At 47.8% G+C, this 16417-nt stretch carries 14 protein-coding genes; 12 read left to right on the top strand and 2 right to left on the bottom strand.

Going from position 1 to position 16417, the window contains the following annotated elements; translation table 11 throughout:
• The first annotated feature begins 62 nt into the window (after positions 1 to 62).
• The 11 genes from accA to rpoS all read left to right on the top strand — a co-directional run bounded on the left by accA (position 63) and on the right by rpoS (position 12015).
• Complete coding sequence (gene accA, locus BGP75_RS04515) at positions 63 to 1013, top strand: acetyl-CoA carboxylase carboxyl transferase subunit alpha (protein ID WP_076715661.1); 951 nt, start codon at positions 63 to 65, stop codon at positions 1011 to 1013.
• Between the two features lie 202 nt (positions 1014 to 1215).
• Complete coding sequence (gene tilS / locus BGP75_RS04520; RefSeq protein ID WP_083704616.1) at positions 1216 to 2607, top strand: tRNA lysidine(34) synthetase TilS; 1392 nt, start codon at positions 1216 to 1218, stop codon at positions 2605 to 2607.
• Between the two features lie 269 nt (positions 2608 to 2876).
• Positions 2877 to 4502 carry a CTP synthase gene (locus tag BGP75_RS04525; RefSeq protein ID WP_076715664.1) on the top strand — a complete coding sequence of 542 codons (1626 nt, stop codon included), beginning with the start codon at positions 2877 to 2879 and terminating at the stop codon, positions 4500 to 4502.
• Between the two features lie 153 nt (positions 4503 to 4655).
• Positions 4656 to 5951, top strand: a complete 1296-nt coding sequence (gene eno / locus BGP75_RS04530) for a phosphopyruvate hydratase (RefSeq protein ID WP_076715667.1) — start codon at positions 4656 to 4658, stop codon at positions 5949 to 5951.
• A gap of 180 nt (positions 5952 to 6131) precedes the next feature.
• Positions 6132 to 6407 (top strand): cell division protein FtsB, encoded by a 276-nt coding sequence (ftsB, locus tag BGP75_RS04535; protein ID WP_076715670.1) that lies wholly within the window; start codon positions 6132 to 6134, stop codon positions 6405 to 6407.
• Positions 6407 to 7459 (top strand): tRNA pseudouridine(13) synthase TruD, encoded by a 1053-nt coding sequence (gene truD / locus BGP75_RS04540; protein ID WP_076715673.1) that lies wholly within the window; start codon positions 6407 to 6409, stop codon positions 7457 to 7459. The genes ftsB and truD overlap by 1 nt, the downstream gene beginning before the upstream one ends.
• 58 nt (positions 7460 to 7517) lie before the next feature.
• Positions 7518 to 8261: a 5'/3'-nucleotidase SurE gene (gene surE, locus BGP75_RS04545; RefSeq protein ID WP_076715675.1), complete on the top strand. Its 744-nt coding sequence runs from the start codon at positions 7518 to 7520 to the stop codon at positions 8259 to 8261.
• Positions 8262 to 8287: 26 nt separating this feature from the next.
• Positions 8288 to 8923, top strand: a complete 636-nt coding sequence (locus BGP75_RS04550; protein WP_076715785.1) for a protein-L-isoaspartate(D-aspartate) O-methyltransferase — start codon at positions 8288 to 8290, stop codon at positions 8921 to 8923.
• A gap of 20 nt (positions 8924 to 8943) precedes the next feature.
• Positions 8944 to 9870, top strand: a complete 927-nt coding sequence (locus BGP75_RS04555; RefSeq protein ID WP_233152837.1) for a DUF368 domain-containing protein — start codon at positions 8944 to 8946, stop codon at positions 9868 to 9870.
• A gap of 236 nt (positions 9871 to 10106) precedes the next feature.
• On the top strand, positions 10107 to 10928 hold the full coding sequence (locus tag BGP75_RS04560; RefSeq protein WP_233152838.1) for a peptidoglycan DD-metalloendopeptidase family protein: 822 nt from the start codon (positions 10107 to 10109) through the stop codon (positions 10926 to 10928).
• 103 nt (positions 10929 to 11031) lie between these two features.
• Positions 11032 to 12015, top strand: a complete 984-nt coding sequence (gene rpoS / locus BGP75_RS04565) for an RNA polymerase sigma factor RpoS (RefSeq protein ID WP_083704618.1) — start codon at positions 11032 to 11034, stop codon at positions 12013 to 12015.
• Between the two features lie 172 nt (positions 12016 to 12187).
• On the opposite strand, the gene fdxA is transcribed toward rpoS, so the two are convergent.
• Both fdxA and mutS read right to left on the bottom strand, forming a co-directional pair.
• Positions 12188 to 12511: a ferredoxin FdxA gene (gene fdxA, locus BGP75_RS04570; protein WP_076715680.1), complete on the bottom strand. Its 324-nt coding sequence runs from the start codon at positions 12509 to 12511 to the stop codon at positions 12188 to 12190.
• Positions 12512 to 12620: 109 nt separating this feature from the next.
• On the bottom strand, positions 12621 to 15200 hold the full coding sequence (gene mutS, locus BGP75_RS04575) for a DNA mismatch repair protein MutS (protein ID WP_076715683.1): 2580 nt from the start codon (positions 15198 to 15200) through the stop codon (positions 12621 to 12623).
• Between the two features lie 269 nt (positions 15201 to 15469).
• On the opposite strand from mutS, the gene BGP75_RS04580 reads away from it, so the two are divergent.
• Positions 15470 to 16357 carry an adenylate/guanylate cyclase domain-containing protein gene (locus BGP75_RS04580; protein ID WP_076715685.1) on the top strand — a complete coding sequence of 296 codons (888 nt, stop codon included), beginning with the start codon at positions 15470 to 15472 and terminating at the stop codon, positions 16355 to 16357.
• Positions 16358 to 16417: the final 60 nt, after the last annotated feature.

The raw sequence follows: 16417 nt of genomic DNA on the forward strand, positions 1-16417 counted from the left end.
TCGCCATTAATTTTGCCGGGCTTCGGGATATACCGAGCTGAACACCGCGGATGCGAAGAGAAATGAACCCCAATTATCTGGATTTTGAACAGCCCATTGCTGAACTGGAAGCCAAGATCGAAGAACTTCGACTGGTAGGTGAAGACAGCGAGATCAACATCAGTGATGAAATTGAGCGTCTGCAAGAGAAAAATGTAGTTCTGACTGAGCAGGTATTCAGTGATCTCAGCGCATGGCAGGTTGCCCAGGTCGCTCGTCATCCTCAGCGGCCGTACACTTTGGATTACGCTGAGCTTATTTTTGAAGACTTTGATGAACTGAGTGGTGATCGTCACTTTGCAGATGATAAAGCTATTGTTGGTGGCATTGCCCGTTTAGAGGGCAAGCCTGTAATGATAATCGGGCATCAAAAGGGTCGTGAAACCCGAGAGAAAGTAAAGCGTAACTTTGGTATGCCGCGACCAGAGGGGTACCGCAAGGCGTTGCGTCTGATGGAGATGGCTGAACGTTTCAAGATGCCAATTATGACCTTTATCGATACACCGGGAGCCTATCCTGGGATCGATGCAGAGGAGCGGGGGCAGAGTGAAGCCATCGCCTATAATCTGGCGGTTATGTCGCGATTGAAAACTCCTATTATTTCAACTGTTGTTGGTGAAGGAGGCTCCGGTGGAGCCTTGGCCATTGGTGTCTGTGATGAGATGCTGATGCTTCAGTACGCGACTTATGCCGTTATTTCCCCAGAAGGCTGTGCCTCTATCCTATGGAAGAGTTCTGATAAAGCACCTGATGCGGCGAAGGCGATGGGTATCACCTCTGATCGTCTTCACGAGTTAGGTTTGGTTGACCAAATTATCCAGGAGCCACTGGGGGGGGCACATCGAGACGCGGAACTATTGGCCAGTACCCTGAAAAAGCACCTTCTCGAAACATTGGATCGGTTGGAGAGCCTATCTATTGATGAGTTGGTACAAAAGCGCTATAAGCGCTTAATGTCTTACGGGATAAACTGATTGCCAGGCTTCGGTTTATGCCGGAGCCTGTACTTACCGCAAGTCTGAAATTATGCTTCCGTATTGCGTGCACTGATTGGTGTTTTGATCTTTTTCGCTGCGCTTGCATGAGCTGCTACTATAATCGTTTTAACGGATGGCGATGCTTCCGCTTCTCTGTCTCCCACTTATTGCAAATTATTTGATTTAGCTCCCTGATATTATGACCCTCCAAGATCGGCAACTGTTTGAGTTTTTAACCCCGGATTGTCGTAAAGAGGCAGGCGTTGTGAGACGCTGGTGGCTTGGTTTCAGTGGTGGGCTTGATTCACACGTGCTGCTGCATTTGGCTGTCGCTGCGAAACTTAACCAAACCCATAATTTAACAGCTATACATGTCGACCATAACCTCCAGCCTGAGGCCGGGGTCTGGGTGGAGCATTGTTCTGCTGTTTGTGAAAATCTTGGTGTACCTCTGCAGGTTTTAAAGGTCGCTGTTGATGAGGGCGCCAGTTTGGAAGCCCAGGCAAGGCAGGCTCGTTACCAGGCGTTTGAACACTTAATGTCTGACGGTGATGGATTACTGTTAGCCCACCATGCGGATGATCAGGCAGAAACAATTTTACTGCGCCTGATGAGAGGGAGTGGTGTACGAGGGTTGTCGTCAATTCCTGAGCAAAGACCGTTAGGTAAGGGGCGCTTGTTTCGCCCGCTGTTATCGTTACCCCGGTGGGAATTGGAGCAATATGCAGAACAAAATCAGCTTAATTGGATAGAAGATCCATCCAATAGCTCCCTCGATTTTGATCGGAACTATGTTCGACATCAGGTATTGCCTGAACTTCTCCAGCGCTGGCCTCATGCGGTTCAGGCATTAGGGCGCTCGGTCCGCTTTTGTGCAGAAGCACAGTCTTTGAATCAGCAGCTTGCGGCAGAAGATCTGCAGCGCTGTTCTGCAGTTAAGTCTAATACAGATCACGCAGGCCGGGGGCTGGACTATAACGGCATGTTATCCCTGAGTCGTGATCGGCAATGTAACCTGTTGCGATTCTGGATTTCTGATCAAGCTGAATCATTACCTGAAGAACCCCAACTCCTGCGCATTCTGGATGAGGTTATTACTGCGCGTGAAGATGCACAGCCAATGGTTTGCTGGGGGCATTATCAGATCCGTCGATATCAGGGACAGCTCTACCTGACTGATAATCGTTGGCAGCTACCCAAAGGCAAGGTTGACTGGGATTTAACCGGATTTCGGATAGGAAAGGGTGACCAGAACAATGCTTTGAATAGCGGTTTAGATTTTGAGTTCCCTTTCGGGACTTTATCTGCGCAGAGAGATGATGGTCGTGGTATTCCTTTGAAAATGCTGGGATCTGTTGAGATAGGCTTTCGTCAAGGAGGAGAGCGTCTAGTCATTGCAGGGCGACAAGGTAGCCGGTCGCTGAAAAAATTGCTGCAGGAGGCGGGGGTTCCTCCCTGGCAGCGTTCGTTTATACCCTTGATCTTTGTTGATGGTGTTCTGGCGGCTGTTGCGGGTTTCTGGATTGTCGAGGGGTTTCAGGCCGACCAGAATCAGGAGGCATTGGGCTTCTCATGGAAGCCTGAGTTATAACATAACTGCTTTGTCAGATCGCTTGGAAAGCATTCGTTATTTCGCTACGCTGCTTTTTGTGTACCTGACCACTTCAGTATCCATCATTAAGAAGGTAATGGGATTATTTACAGGTTTCCGAGCACTCATTTGGTTGATGGAATGAATCTTAAATACCTTGCTAAAGCTAATTGTCGAGGTAGTCGTTTTCTGCTACCCTGTAGCCCCATCCTGAGGTGCTCGCGCCTCTCCGTACAGCCACAGTTTTATATCTTGCTAACAGGTTCCGAATGACGCACTTTATTTTCGTCACGGGCGGTGTTGTGTCCTCATTGGGTAAGGGCATTGCTTCCGCTTCATTGGCCGCTATTCTTGAAGCCCGAGGGCTCAAGGTCACCATGCTTAAGCTCGATCCTTATATCAATGTGGATCCAGGCACGATGAGCCCGTTCCAACATGGTGAGGTCTACGTTACCGAAGATGGTGCGGAAACTGACCTTGATCTTGGTCACTACGAGCGTTTTATCCGCACCACCATGACCAGTCGTAATAACTTTACCACCGGTCGTATTTATGAAGAGGTTTTGCGTAAAGAACGCCGGGGGGATTACCTTGGGGGGACGGTCCAGGTTATTCCTCACATTACAGACGAAATCAAGCGTCGTGTGATTGAAGGGGCTGGTGATGCTGATATCGCACTGGTTGAAATTGGCGGTACGGTTGGTGATATTGAGTCCCTGCCATTTCTTGAAGCGATCCGTCAGCTTAAAGTAGAGCTGGGTGGTAACCGGGCAATGTTTATGCATTTGACGCTGGTTCCCTATATTGCTACAGCGGGTGAAACCAAAACCAAGCCTACCCAGCATTCAGTAAAAGAGCTTCGTTCCATCGGTATACAGCCCGATATCCTGGTATGCCGTTCTGATCATGAAATACCGGCTTCCTCTCGTCGTAAGCTATCGCTGTTCACCAACGTTGAAGAGCGAGCCGTTATTGCGTTAGAAGATGCTGATACTATCTACAAAATCCCGCGTATGCTTCATGAGCAAGGCCTGGATGATATTGTTGTCGACCGTTTCCGTTTAGAGTGTGGTCCAGCTGAGCTGGATGAGTGGGATCGTGTTGCAGATGCCAAGCTCAACCCTCACCGCGAAGTCACTATCGCCATGGTCGGTAAATACATGGAGCTGTTGGACGCATACAAATCACTTATTGAAGCGATGACTCATGCGGGAATACAACACCGAACGAAGGTTAACCTTCGTTACATTGATTCCGAGGACATTGAGCGCCACGGCACTGCTCGACTGGAAGATGTTGATGCTATTCTGGTGCCTGGTGGTTTCGGAGAGCGGGGCGTTGAGGGCAAAATCTTAACCGCACAGTACGCTCGTGAAAATAAGGTACCCTACCTGGGAATTTGTCTGGGTATGCAGGTTGCTGTTATTGAATATGCCAGAAATGTTGCTGGGATAGAAGGGGCTAACAGCAGCGAGTTTAAGCCTGATACGGAGCATCCGGTTGTCGGTTTGATCACAGAGTGGACCACCGCAGAAGGTGATACTGAGACTCGTGATGAAGACACTGACCTGGGTGGAACGATGCGTTTAGGTGCGCAAGAATGCCGTTTGAAGCCGGATACCACTTCTTTTAACTGCTACCAGAAAGAAGTGGTACTTGAGCGTCATCGCCACCGTTATGAGGTGAACAATAACTACCTCGAAGCTCTTGAAGGGGCTGGTTTGGTGATTGCCGGACGCTCAATGGACGGCGCTTTAGTGGAAGTGGTTGAAGTTCCTGATCATCCTTGGTTTGTGGCTTGTCAGTTCCATCCGGAGTTCACCTCTACTCCACGGGATGGCCATGGACTGTTCTCAGGCTTTGTTAAGGCCGCGCTTGAGAAATTGGGCAAGTAATTTTGTAAAAAAACAGCCAGTAATTCTGGCTGTTTTTATATCCAGGGTTGAATGAGCAGGAAGCTGCTCCTGCATTCTTTAAAACGTAGTTAGAGTGCGTTCTCCTTACATTATTTTGAATTTTTAGTGTTAACTTTTGGAGTGATTGTCGAGATGGCTGAAATTGTAGATATCAAAGCGCGTGAGGTTTTGGATTCGCGCGGAAACCCTACCGTCGAAGCAGACGTAATTCTGGCATCTGGAGCCTTTGGTACTGCTTGTGCACCTTCTGGTGCATCTACCGGTTCTCGCGAAGCGCTTGAATTGCGCGATGGCGATTCGTCACGATATTTGGGTAAGGGGGTGTTAAAGGCCGTTGGTGCTGTTAACAATCAGATTCGCGATCTGCTTCTGGGAAAAGATGCATTGGATCAGCGCGGAATTGACCAGGCTATGATTGAGCTGGACGGTACTGATAACAAGGCGAACCTGGGAGCTAATGCAATTCTTGCTGTTTCCCTGGCGGTAGCCAAAGCTGCTGCTGTTGAAAAGGGTATGCCTCTATATGCTCATATTGCAGAAATAAATGGTAACGCGGGTGAGTATTCTATGCCCGTGCCCATGATGAATATCATTAATGGTGGTGAGCACGCAGATAATAATGTTGATATTCAAGAGTTTATGATTCAGCCCGTGGGTGCGCCTAACTTTGCTGAAGCGTTGCGGGTTGGTGCAGAAATCTTCCACGCACTGAAAGCGGTATTATCTGGTCGTGGTTTGAATACAGCTGTTGGTGATGAGGGCGGTTTTGCTCCAAACCTGGCCTCAAATGAAGAAGCGCTGATAGTTATCAAAGAAGCAATTGACAAGGCTGGCTATCAGCTTGGTAAAGATATTACTTTGGCGCTAGACTGCGCTGCTTCTGAATTTTATAAAGACGGGCAATATGATTTATCAGGTGAAGGCAAGCAGTATGATTCTGCAGGGTTTGCAGATTATCTGGCTACTTTGTCTGGCAGTTATCCTATTGTATCCATTGAAGATGGCATGGATGAAAGCGATTGGGATGGTTGGGCTGATTTAACCAATAAGATTGGTGACAAGGTTCAATTGGTTGGTGATGACCTCTTTGTGACGAATACCAGGATTCTTGGTGAAGGTATTGAGAAGAGTATCGCCAATTCCATTCTGATTAAATTCAATCAAATTGGTAGTCTGAGTGAAACTCTGGACGCAATCAAGATGGCTCAGGATGCAGGATATACAGCTGTTATTTCCCATCGTTCAGGGGAAACTGAAGACACCACTATTGCAGATTTGGCTGTAGCGACTAAGGCTGGTCAGATTAAGACAGGATCTTTGTGTCGTTCTGATCGTGTCTCTAAGTACAACCGTCTGCTGCGTATTGAGGAAGAGTTGTTAGGCAAGGCTCCATATAAGGGCTTGTCTGAAATTAAGGGGCAGGGCTAACTGCTTTCTTCGAACGCCACCTCATGTGGGTCCGGTAAGAGAATAGCAATGGAGGGGGAGCAAGGAAGGCTCCCCCTCGTTGTTTTAACAATCACTGTTTTGATTTCCTGCATTTAACGATCATTGTTACAACGCTATTATATAGATCGTTTAGGTGCGAGTTACTTGAGGATATAGGTGATGCGTGGATTGCTGGCTCTGTTAGTTGTTTTACTTGCGGGGCTACAGTATCGACTCTGGTTTGGTGAAGGGAATCTGCCTTCCGTTTGGGCCTTGGAGCGCACGATCAAATCTCAGCAGCTTGAGTTGAAAGCTCTTAATGCTCGAAATCAGGCCTTGAAGGCAGAAGTGAAAGATCTGAAACAGGGGCTTTCTGCGATTGAAGAAAGAGCTCGCAGTGAGCTTGGCATGATTCGCAAAGGTGAAACATTCTTTTTGCTTCCAGAAGATAATTGATGAATCAATCTGTAGACCATTCTTTGGATTTTCCGCGATACCATGGTGAACCTCCTTGTAGTGGCGTGATTCGCCAACAGCCTGAAGATTTTCAGGTTGATGAGCTGCTGGGGTTTGAACCCAGTGGTAACGGGGAGCATGTATACCTGAAGATCCGCAAAAAAGGGGAAAATACCCTATGGTTGACAAAGCAACTGGCTTGTCTGGCTGGAGTTAACGTTTCCGATGTTGGTTATGCCGGGTTAAAAGACCGTAATGCTGTGACCACTCAGTGGTTCAGTGTTTGGCTTCCTGGTAATACTGAACCTGACTGGAATCAGTTGCAGTCCCCGTCGGTAAATATTCTCGTTACAACTCGACACAGCCGAAAGCTTAAGCGCGGTATCCATAAAGCTAATCGTTTTCTGCTGAAAATCAGGGAATTGGAGGTGTCTGGTGAATTGGAGAGCCGACTGCAGAAACTGCGCTCTAAAGGGGTTCCAAATTACTACGGTGAGCAACGCTTTGGCCACGACGGCGGTAATTTGCAGCAGGCGGATGCGCTGTTGTCAGGGAAAGTGCGAATTAAAGACCGCCAGCGTCGAGGTATTTATCTGTCGGCTGCCCGTTCATTTTTGTTTAATGAGGTTGTAGCCGAGCGGGTCAGGCGAAGTATTCTGGGTCGCTACCTGAAGGGGGATCGATTGATGATTGAAGGAACCTCCAATCTCTCCCGGGAAGAGGAGCTTTCAATCGTTACAGAACAATTAGATTCCTTGCAGCTGCACCCCACAGCACCGCTTTACGGACAGGGGAGGGCTCTGGTTGAAGCTGACAGCCTGGATCTTGAAGCTGGTATACTGACTACCAACAGCGCTTGGTGTAAGGGGCTGGAGCGGGCCGGGCTTCGTCGGGAGCGCCGTGCTGTGCGCTTGGCGTTACCATCTTTGCAGTGGGAGATGTTGGATGATCGGTGTTTACAGCTAAGTTTTGAACTACCTTCCGGTTGTTTTGCTACCAGTGTATTGAGGGAGTGCTGTCGCTACAGGGTAGCAGAATCCATGCCTGTCTAAACAGGGCTCGATTAAATAACGTTATTTGAGTTAAGCTGGAGAGATCCTTAAAAATCAGATGAGTATTTTAATATCTAATGATGATGGCGTGCATGCGAAAGGTTTAGCGGTGTTGGCTGAAAGCCTGTCCAGAATAGCCGAAGTTCATGTCGTCGCGCCGGACAGGAACCGCAGTGGCGCCAGTAATTCCCTAACCTTGGATCGCCCCCTGGAGCCTCAGCACCTGAGTAATGGCTTCATTAGTATTAATGGCACTCCGACTGATTGTGTTCATCTCGGCATTTCCGGCTTGTTTGAGACAGCGCCGGAAATGGTTGTCGCAGGAATCAATCACGGTGCTAATTTGGGTGATGATGTACTTTATTCGGGAACTGTGGCTGCTGCAATGGAAGGGCGCTATCTTCGCCGTCCGGCGATTGCGGTCTCTTTGGCGGGCAGCCTGCATTTTGAATCAGCGGCGGAGATCGCCCTGCAGCTGATTCAACAGGTTTCACAGCTTAATCTGGCACCTCGAACAGTGTTAAACATTAATGTCCCTGATCTTCCTGTCGAGCAGATCAAGGGCACTCATATTACTCGCCTGGGACATCGGAATCTGGCGGATCAACCTGTGAGTTCTGTCGATCCGAGGGGAAAAGAACGGTTTTGGATTGCGGGTGCCGGAGAACCCGAAGATGCTGGCCCTGGTACTGATTTTTACGCTGTAGCTGATGGTTATGTTTCAATCACTCCTCTGCAGGCGGATATGACACAATATTCAGGTTTCGATAATTTGGGAGCCTGGCTTGAGGGATTAGAGTGAATTCTATTTCTTTAGAAGGTATCGGGATGACTTCCCGGCGTACTCGAGATCGTTTGATAAACAGATTAGTCGATTCTGGCATTGAGGATCAAAGAGTGCTGGAAGTGATAAGGCAGATGCCTCGCCACCTGTTTATTGATGAGGCTCTCTCACATAAGGCCTACGAAGACACCGCGCTGCCTATTGGGTATAACCAGACCATATCTCAACCCTATACCGTTGCTAAAATGACAGAAACCTTGTTGGATGGGGGGGAGCTGAATCGAGTACTGGAAATAGGTACCGGTTCTGGCTATCAGACTGCTGTTCTTTCTTGCCTGGTAAAAAAAATCTTCAGTGTTGAGCGTATTCAGCCATTGCAAGAAAAAGCGCGGGCTCGTATTAAGCGACTTAAAATGCATAATGTGCAGTTCAAGCATGCTGATGGTGGATTTGGATGGCCGGAAAAAGGTCCGTTTGATGGAATTATATGTGCCGCTGCACCTGAAGAAATTCCGCCGGAGCTATTTGAGCAGATGGCTGTGGGCGGACGTCTTATCATACCTGTGGGTGGTAAGGCACAGGAGTTACGATTGGTTATTCGCCAGAGTGAAACCGAATATACTCAAAGTGTGCTGGAAGAAGCGAAGTTTGTTCCCATGTTAAGTGGTTCTATCAAGTAAATAATCAGGGATTTTATGACGTGAGGCAGTTAAAGGACTGGATTTCATTGTGGTTAAAAGGTGTTGCTATGGGGGCGGCTGATGCTGTTCCTGGTGTGTCTGGGGGCACGGTAGCATTTATTACAGGTATATATGAGGAGTTGATTGAATCAATACGGATGATTACTCCTGCTGCATTTATGCTGTTGCTTAAGCAAGGGCCGCTGGCTTTTTGGAAGCATATCAACGGTACATTCCTGCTGGTATTAGTCGTGGGAATTTTGGGTAGCTTGTTTACTCTGGCACGTGTCGCTATCTATTTACTGCAAAACTACCCTGAAATGTTATGGGCATTTTTTTTCGGACTTATTTTAAGCTCAGCGGTATGGATGCTGGGGCAGGTCAGGGAATGGGATTCTAAGAACATCTCCCTGTTGGTTCTTGGGGGGGCCGTGGCTCTGGTGCTGACGGTCATTACTCCTGCTCAGTCAGAAATCACCTTTTTATCAGTGTTTTTAGCGGGCTTTATTGCGATTTGTGCAATGATTCTACCGGGTATCTCAGGAAGTTTTATACTGCTGTTAATGGGAATGTACGGGCCTATTATGGGGGCTGTTAAGGGGCTTGAATGGGATATCATCGGCCTTTTCTTCGCGGGCTGTGTGCTAGGGCTGCTCAGTTTTTCCCATTTGTTATCCTGGATGTTTCGCAATTATCATGACATGACTGTAGCTTTATTGACCGGGTTTATGCTCGGGTCTTTGAATAAGGTATGGCCTTGGAAATATACCAGCTCGTATCGTATCGATCGCCACGGTGAACAGGTGCCCCTGGTGCAGGACAATGTGTTGCCTGCCAGTTACCAGGCGTTAACCGGAAATGAGCCTTATTTGGTGTTGGCCATCGTACTGATGCTGGTTGGCGCTGCACTGGTATATCTTCTGGAGCTGAAGATGAATTCGAAATAACAGTTTCTTGTCTCGCATGCTAACCGAGAGATAAATGAAAGGGTTCGGTTTACTGCAAGTCATCTGTTAAAGGTAAGTGGTTAGCGGGGTTCAGACTGTCTAGTCCAGATAGATATTTATTTTGTTCACCAGGGAAGCAACTTAATGCTTATCCTGGACTGCTTCGAATACCGATACTTTACTGTTGCCTGTCGGCGCTGCTTATCGCCGGTTGTAGCAGCGGTAGTTATGCCCCTGTGAGTGATCGTTCTCTGGGGCGTACTGTTTCACAATCTGCCCAGTATTCCTCTCGTCAGCCGATTCGCTCTTCCGGCACTTATATTGTTCGTAAGGGGGATACGCTGTATTCAATCGCTTTCAGATATGGCAAAGATCTGCAAGCGCTTGCCCGTGCCAACGGCATTGGCCGCCACTACCGGATTTATCCTGGACAAAAAATTCGCTTGGTTGAAGCTCCAAGCTCCAATGCATCCAATAGAGTGTCTTCAAAAAATACCTCATCAAACAAATCTCTTTCAAAGGGTAAACCGAAAAAGCCTGACAGCTCTGTAAAATCCAGTAATACTGCTAAGTCTGCACAAGCGGCTAACCGGGAAAATTCCGCATCCAGTCAGGTAGCAGTGAGCCCCGCTAAAAAAATTGTTTCAAAAAAGAGTGAAACATCTACCACTCAAAATCGTCAAAAGATTATCTGGCAATGGCCTGCGAAGGGGAAAATCATTCAATATTACCAATCGAAAGGCGATCTAAATAAAGGGCTTAACATCGCAGCCCGAAAGGGAGATCCGGTCTATGCAGCGGCTACTGGAAGTGTGGTATATGCCGGAAGTGGTTTACTAGGCTACGGAAATCTGATAATTATTAACCACAACCAGCAGTACTTAAGTGCTTACGCACATAACAGCAAAATCTTTGTAAAAGAGAAAGATAAGGTAAGCAAAGGGGAAAAAATAGCGCTAGCTGGTAATAGCGGAGCGACTCGGAGCATGTTACATTTCGAGATTCGCAAGGATGGTAAGCCGGTAAATCCGTTGCACTATTTACCAAAAAGAAAATAACAAAACATAATCAGCCGGACTGACGTAGGCCTAAGTTAAAAAGGCCACATGCAAGTGGATAGAAACATCAGGCCCCGGGGCGGTAATTGGAAGTGACAGCCATATGGGAACACTCGAACTTTTGGAATCGAAAGCGAGAATTATGAGCGGCACTAAAAGAAGTAAGGCATCAGGCTCGTCTAAGGAAAGTAGCCGGGATAAGGCTGTTATGGATCGCGCACGCAGCGAAGTTCATGAAGACTTATTGCACGCAAAACACCTGGATGCGACTCAACTCTATCTCAATGAAATAGGATTCTCTCCACTTCTCTCTGCTGAAGAAGAGGTTTATTTCTCTCGTCGTGCGTTGCGCGGGGATGAAGCATCTCGTAAGCGCATGATTGAAAGTAACCTGCGTTTGGTAGTGAAGATTGCTCGTCGTTATATCAATCGTGGTCTTACTCTCTTGGATCTTATCGAAGAAGGTAACCTGGGGTTGATTCGAGCAGTCGAGAAATTTGATCCAGAGCGCGGCTTTCGCTTCTCAACTTATGCCACTTGGTGGATTCGTCAGACGATTGAACGGGCGATCATGAATCAGACCCGGACTATTCGTCTACCTATTCATGTGGTAAAGGAACTTAATGTTTATCTCCGTGCTGCTCGTGCATTAGCGCAGAAGCTGGATCATGAGCCTACCTGTGAAGAAATTGCAGAGATGCTCGACAAGCCGGTGGATAATGTCAAGAGAATGCTCGGGCTTAACGAACGAGTGAGTTCGGTGGATACCCCCATGGGGCAGGATTCTGATAAGTCACTGCTGGAAACTATTCCGGACACTGATGCGGCTGATCCAGAGTCTTGGCTACAAAATACCAATTTGATTGGGCGACTCGATGAGTGGCTCGATACCTTGCCCGAGAAATACAGTGAAGTGCTTGCCCGTCGTTTTGGTCTGAGAGGGTACGAAATGAGTACTTTGGAAGAAGTCGGGCGTGAGATTGGTTTAACTCGTGAGCGTGTGCGCCAAATACAAGTTGAAGCACTGAAGCGTCTGCGGGAAATCGTTGAAAATAACGGTTTGTCAGGACCTGATCTATTAGAGTAAAGACCGTTCTGGAACCGACTCTTAAGGGCTTTCAGAGCACACAAATATCAGCGTCAACGATTTTCGACAGACGACCAGTATGCCGTAACTGTTGCCTGAATATCTAATTGCTCTGAAAGCCAGAAGCCGAATAGACTTGTTTATAGTCTCCTTTGTATAAAGCTCTTGGTTGCTAGCGCTCCAGAAGCTTAATTTTATCGGGCTTCCCATCCCAGTCTTTAGCATCCTCTGGAGCCGCTTTCATTTCTGAGATATTAGGCCACAGAGCCGCCAGCTCAGCATTCAAGGCGATAAACTGTTTTTGATCTGGAGGTACATCGTCCTCCTCGAATATGGCTTCCGCCGGGCATTCCGGCTCGCAAAGAGCGCAATCAATGCACTCCTCGGGATGAATTACCAGAAAATTTGGTCCTTCATAGAAACAGTCGACCGGACAGACGTCGACACAGTCAGTGTATTTGCACTTAATACAGTTCTCAGTAACTACAAAAGCCATTACATTCCCCTTGTCTGAAACTGCCAGCAGCTCATATGGGTTTAGTATAGACAGGGTTCACTTCAGGTTCCTGAGTTAAGGTCGAACCCTCAATAAAAGTCCCTGTTTATCAGTCCAGCAGCTGCTTTAATTGGTAAAGTGCCTCCAGGGCCTGACGGGGTGTTAAGCTGTCAGGGTCAACCTGCTTTAACTCTTCTTCCAGTTGGCTGGGCTGTTGACTGAACATATCTCCCTGCATTGGATAGGCTGAATCCGGTTGGGAAGATTGAGTCGTGATCGGCGCTTGTTCCAACTGATGAAGCTTTTGCTTAGCATCACTGATGACCGATTGGGGAACGCCTGCCAGTTGGGCCACCTGCAAGCCGTAGCTTTGACTGGCAGGCCCCTCATGAACGCTATGCATGAATATAATATGATCATTATGTTCGGTGGCTGTGAGGTGTATGTTAGCGACACCACTGCTATTGTCTGCCAGCCCGGTCAGTTCAAAGTAGTGAGTAGCAAATAAAGTAAACGCTTGCGTTTTTGATGCCAGGTAGTTTGCACAGGCCCAAGCCAGTGAAAGGCCATCAAAGGTGCTTGTTCCACGGCCGACTTCATCCATCAGCACCAGGCTGCGAGATGTTGCGTTATTAAGAATGTTGGCTGTTTCCGTCATTTCAACCATAAAGGTAGAGCGGCCGCCAGCAAGATCATCTGAGGAGCCCATACGGGTAAAAATACGATCAACCAAGCCTATGTTGGCTGAGCTGGCTGGAATATAGCTGCCGATATGTGCCAGGAGGACTATTAATGCGGTTTGTCTCATGTAGGTGGATTTACCACCCATGTTAGGACCTGTCACTATCAGCATTCTGCGTTCAGCGTGCATTTGCAGATCATTGGCGACAAATGGAGTGTCGGTGACTTGTTCGACGACGGAGTGTCGCCCCCCTGTAATCTCTATTCCCGACTCTTCAGAGAGTTTGGGGGCACAGTAATTCAGTTGCTCTGCGCGTTCAGCCAGATTGTGCAAGACATCAAGTTCGGCAAGGGCTGCGGCAGATTCCTGCAACGGGTATAGTGATTCGGCTAAGGTTTCCAGTAGTGCCTCATAGAGTGCTTTTTCTCTGGCTAAGGCGCGGCTTTTTGCACTGAGAGCCTTGTCTTCGAATTCCTTTAGTTCGGGAGTGATAAAGCGTTCAGCATTTTTAAGGGTTTGCCGACGAATATACTCAGTTGGTGCCTGATCTGATTGTAACCGGCTGATTTCTATATAATAGCCATGAACCCGGTTATAACCGACTTTTAATGTTGTGATTCCTGTTCGTTCGCGTTCTCGCTTTTCCAGATCAATGAGGTAGTCCCCGGCGTTTTCACTGAGGGCTCTAAGCTCGTCCAGTTCGCTGTCATAGCCAGTGGCGATGACACCACCGTCACGAATGACTACAGGCGGGTTGTTGATAATGGCTTTGGAAAGTAGTTGTTGCAGATCGGGGAAATCGCTAATGGAGTCACTCAATGCAGCCAGTAAAGGAGAGTCAATCTCTTTCAGTTCTTGTTGAATAAGGGGTAGCGCCGTCAGTGCTCTGCAGAGTCGTTCCAAATCCCGGGGGCGGGCAGAGCGTAATGCGACCCGTGCCAGAATTCTTTCGACATCGCCAATCTGTTTCAATAAGGGAGTCAATGGATCGTAGCGATAGTCTTCAATAAGACACTGAACAGAAAACTGTCGTTGCTTAATGGTGGTTAGATCCCTTAACGGCCGGTGTAACCACCGCCTCAGAAGTCGCCCACCCATTGGTGTTGCGGTACGATCCAGCACTGATGCTAATGTATTTTCCACGCCGCCCATTAGATTTTGATCCAGCTCCAGATTACGGCGTGTTGCTGCATCCAGAGCTACGCAGTCATCTCTGCGCTCAACCTGTATGGATCTGATATGAGGAAGCGCTGTGCGCTGTGTTTCCTTGGCATATTGAAGCAGGCAGCCTGCGGCTCTCAAGGCGATTTCCAGGTGGTCACAACCAAATCCACTGAGATCTCGAACCTGAAATTGCTGAGTTAGCAATCGCAATGAGGTGTCCAGTTCAAAATTCCAAGGTGGTTGGCGTCTAAGGCCTTGATATTCCTCCAAAGAGTTCTCTAGGTTTTCTTCATCGTTAAACAGTAGCTCTGCTGGCTTTAATCGGGCCAGTTCACTGTGAAACGCTTCCTCCCCTTTCACTTCTGTTACCACAAAGCGTCCGCAGCTGATATCCAGGCAAGCGATACCATAAATTTGATCCAGGGTCGTTACCGCAACCAGCAGGTTATCTCTGGTTTCGTCTAAAAAAGCTTCGTCAGTAATCGTGCCTGGGGTAACGACGCGCATGACTTTGCGCTCGACCGGCCCCTTGCTTGTTGCAGGATCACCCACTTGCTCGCAAATTGCGACGGAGCGACCGGCGCGGACTATCTTAGCGATGTACCCATCGGCAGAGTGATAGGGTATCCCGGCCATCGGGATTGGTTCACCTCCCGAGTGGCCTCTGCTGGTCAGTGAAATATCCAGCAGTTCAGAAGCTTGTTTTGCATCATCATAGAACAGCTCATAAAAATCACCCATGCGGTAGAACACCAGCTCATTGGGATGCTCCGCTTTAATACGGAAATATTGCTGCATCATCGGAGTTAGAGTACTGCCTTGTTTTTTCTCGGCCTTTGCCATGGATAATCCGGTCTGTTTTCTAATGAATTAAATAAAATGAGCATCGCATTGTACGTGATATGAATGCTGTTTCGAAGTCGCTGAGAACATAATGAACTTATTCGAAGGTTCCCTGATGACTGCCGTATCGCCGCGATTCTATTTACCCCTTATTTACCTGGATCTACTATCATATGCTATTAGGTCGTGCTTTTACCCGACCAATATACGTGCTGACGAGATATGACCGTGCTTGCCGTTCCAGCCGTTATCATAGTGAGGCGCTTTTTATGAGCGATCAATCGAGTGAACATCTGGCCGTACTGTTTGCTGATATTGGTGACAGTACGCCCCTTTACGAAAAAGTAGGGGATGATCAGGCTTATCGGCTGATTATTGAATGTTTAGGGTCGATGGAACAGGTTATCCAGCGTAACGGCGGTAAATTATTACGAACAGTTGGGGATGCCGTGCTTGCCAGTTTTAACTGTTGTGATGATGCTTTTCAATCGGCCAGGGATATGCAGGAGGCACAGATTAGTTCTCAGCTTTCTATTCGGGTAGGGTTTCATTTCGGTTCAGTTATTTCCGATAAAGGTGACCTTTATGGGAGTGCTGTCAATATTGCTTCGCGGGTTGCTGCATTAGCTGCAACAGAAGAAATCATGACAACCGGGCCCACTGTAGAGCGCTTAGCGACCGTTTACCGAAGTCGGGCAATCCAATTGAAGCCTATTCGATTAAAGGGAATTGATGAGCCGATAACATTATATCGGTTGGATTGGGCTGATGAGCTGGACTCGACAACTTTGTTTTCTATTGCAGCGGGGGCGAATGGTATCTTGCCTGCAAGGGCCAATGAAATGTTTTTGAGCCTTGGTGATCAGGTTTTTACGGTTAATGAGACGCACCCCACATGTGAGATTGGGCGTAAGCTTGGCGTTCATCTGCGAGTCATTCATGCATCGACGTCCCGTCGCCACGCTTTCATAAAGCTTTTGAATGGTAAGTTTATGCTTACGGATCAGAGTACCAATGGGACCTATATCGTTAAGCAAGGATCGCCAGCAGTGTTTGTTCATCGCGATGCGGTTGTGCTTGATGGGGCGGGTGACATCGGTGTTGGTTTTTTACCGGATACAGATACGAACTCTTGTATTAACTTCAAATTGAGCTAAATGTTGGTGTTTTGACAGTGGTTTAATATTGGCAGTGATTTAATAACAGTATTGAGAAAT

This window comes from Motiliproteus sp. MSK22-1 (genome assembly GCF_001968815.1).
Lineage (GTDB): Bacteria > Pseudomonadota > Gammaproteobacteria > Pseudomonadales > Balneatricaceae > Motiliproteus.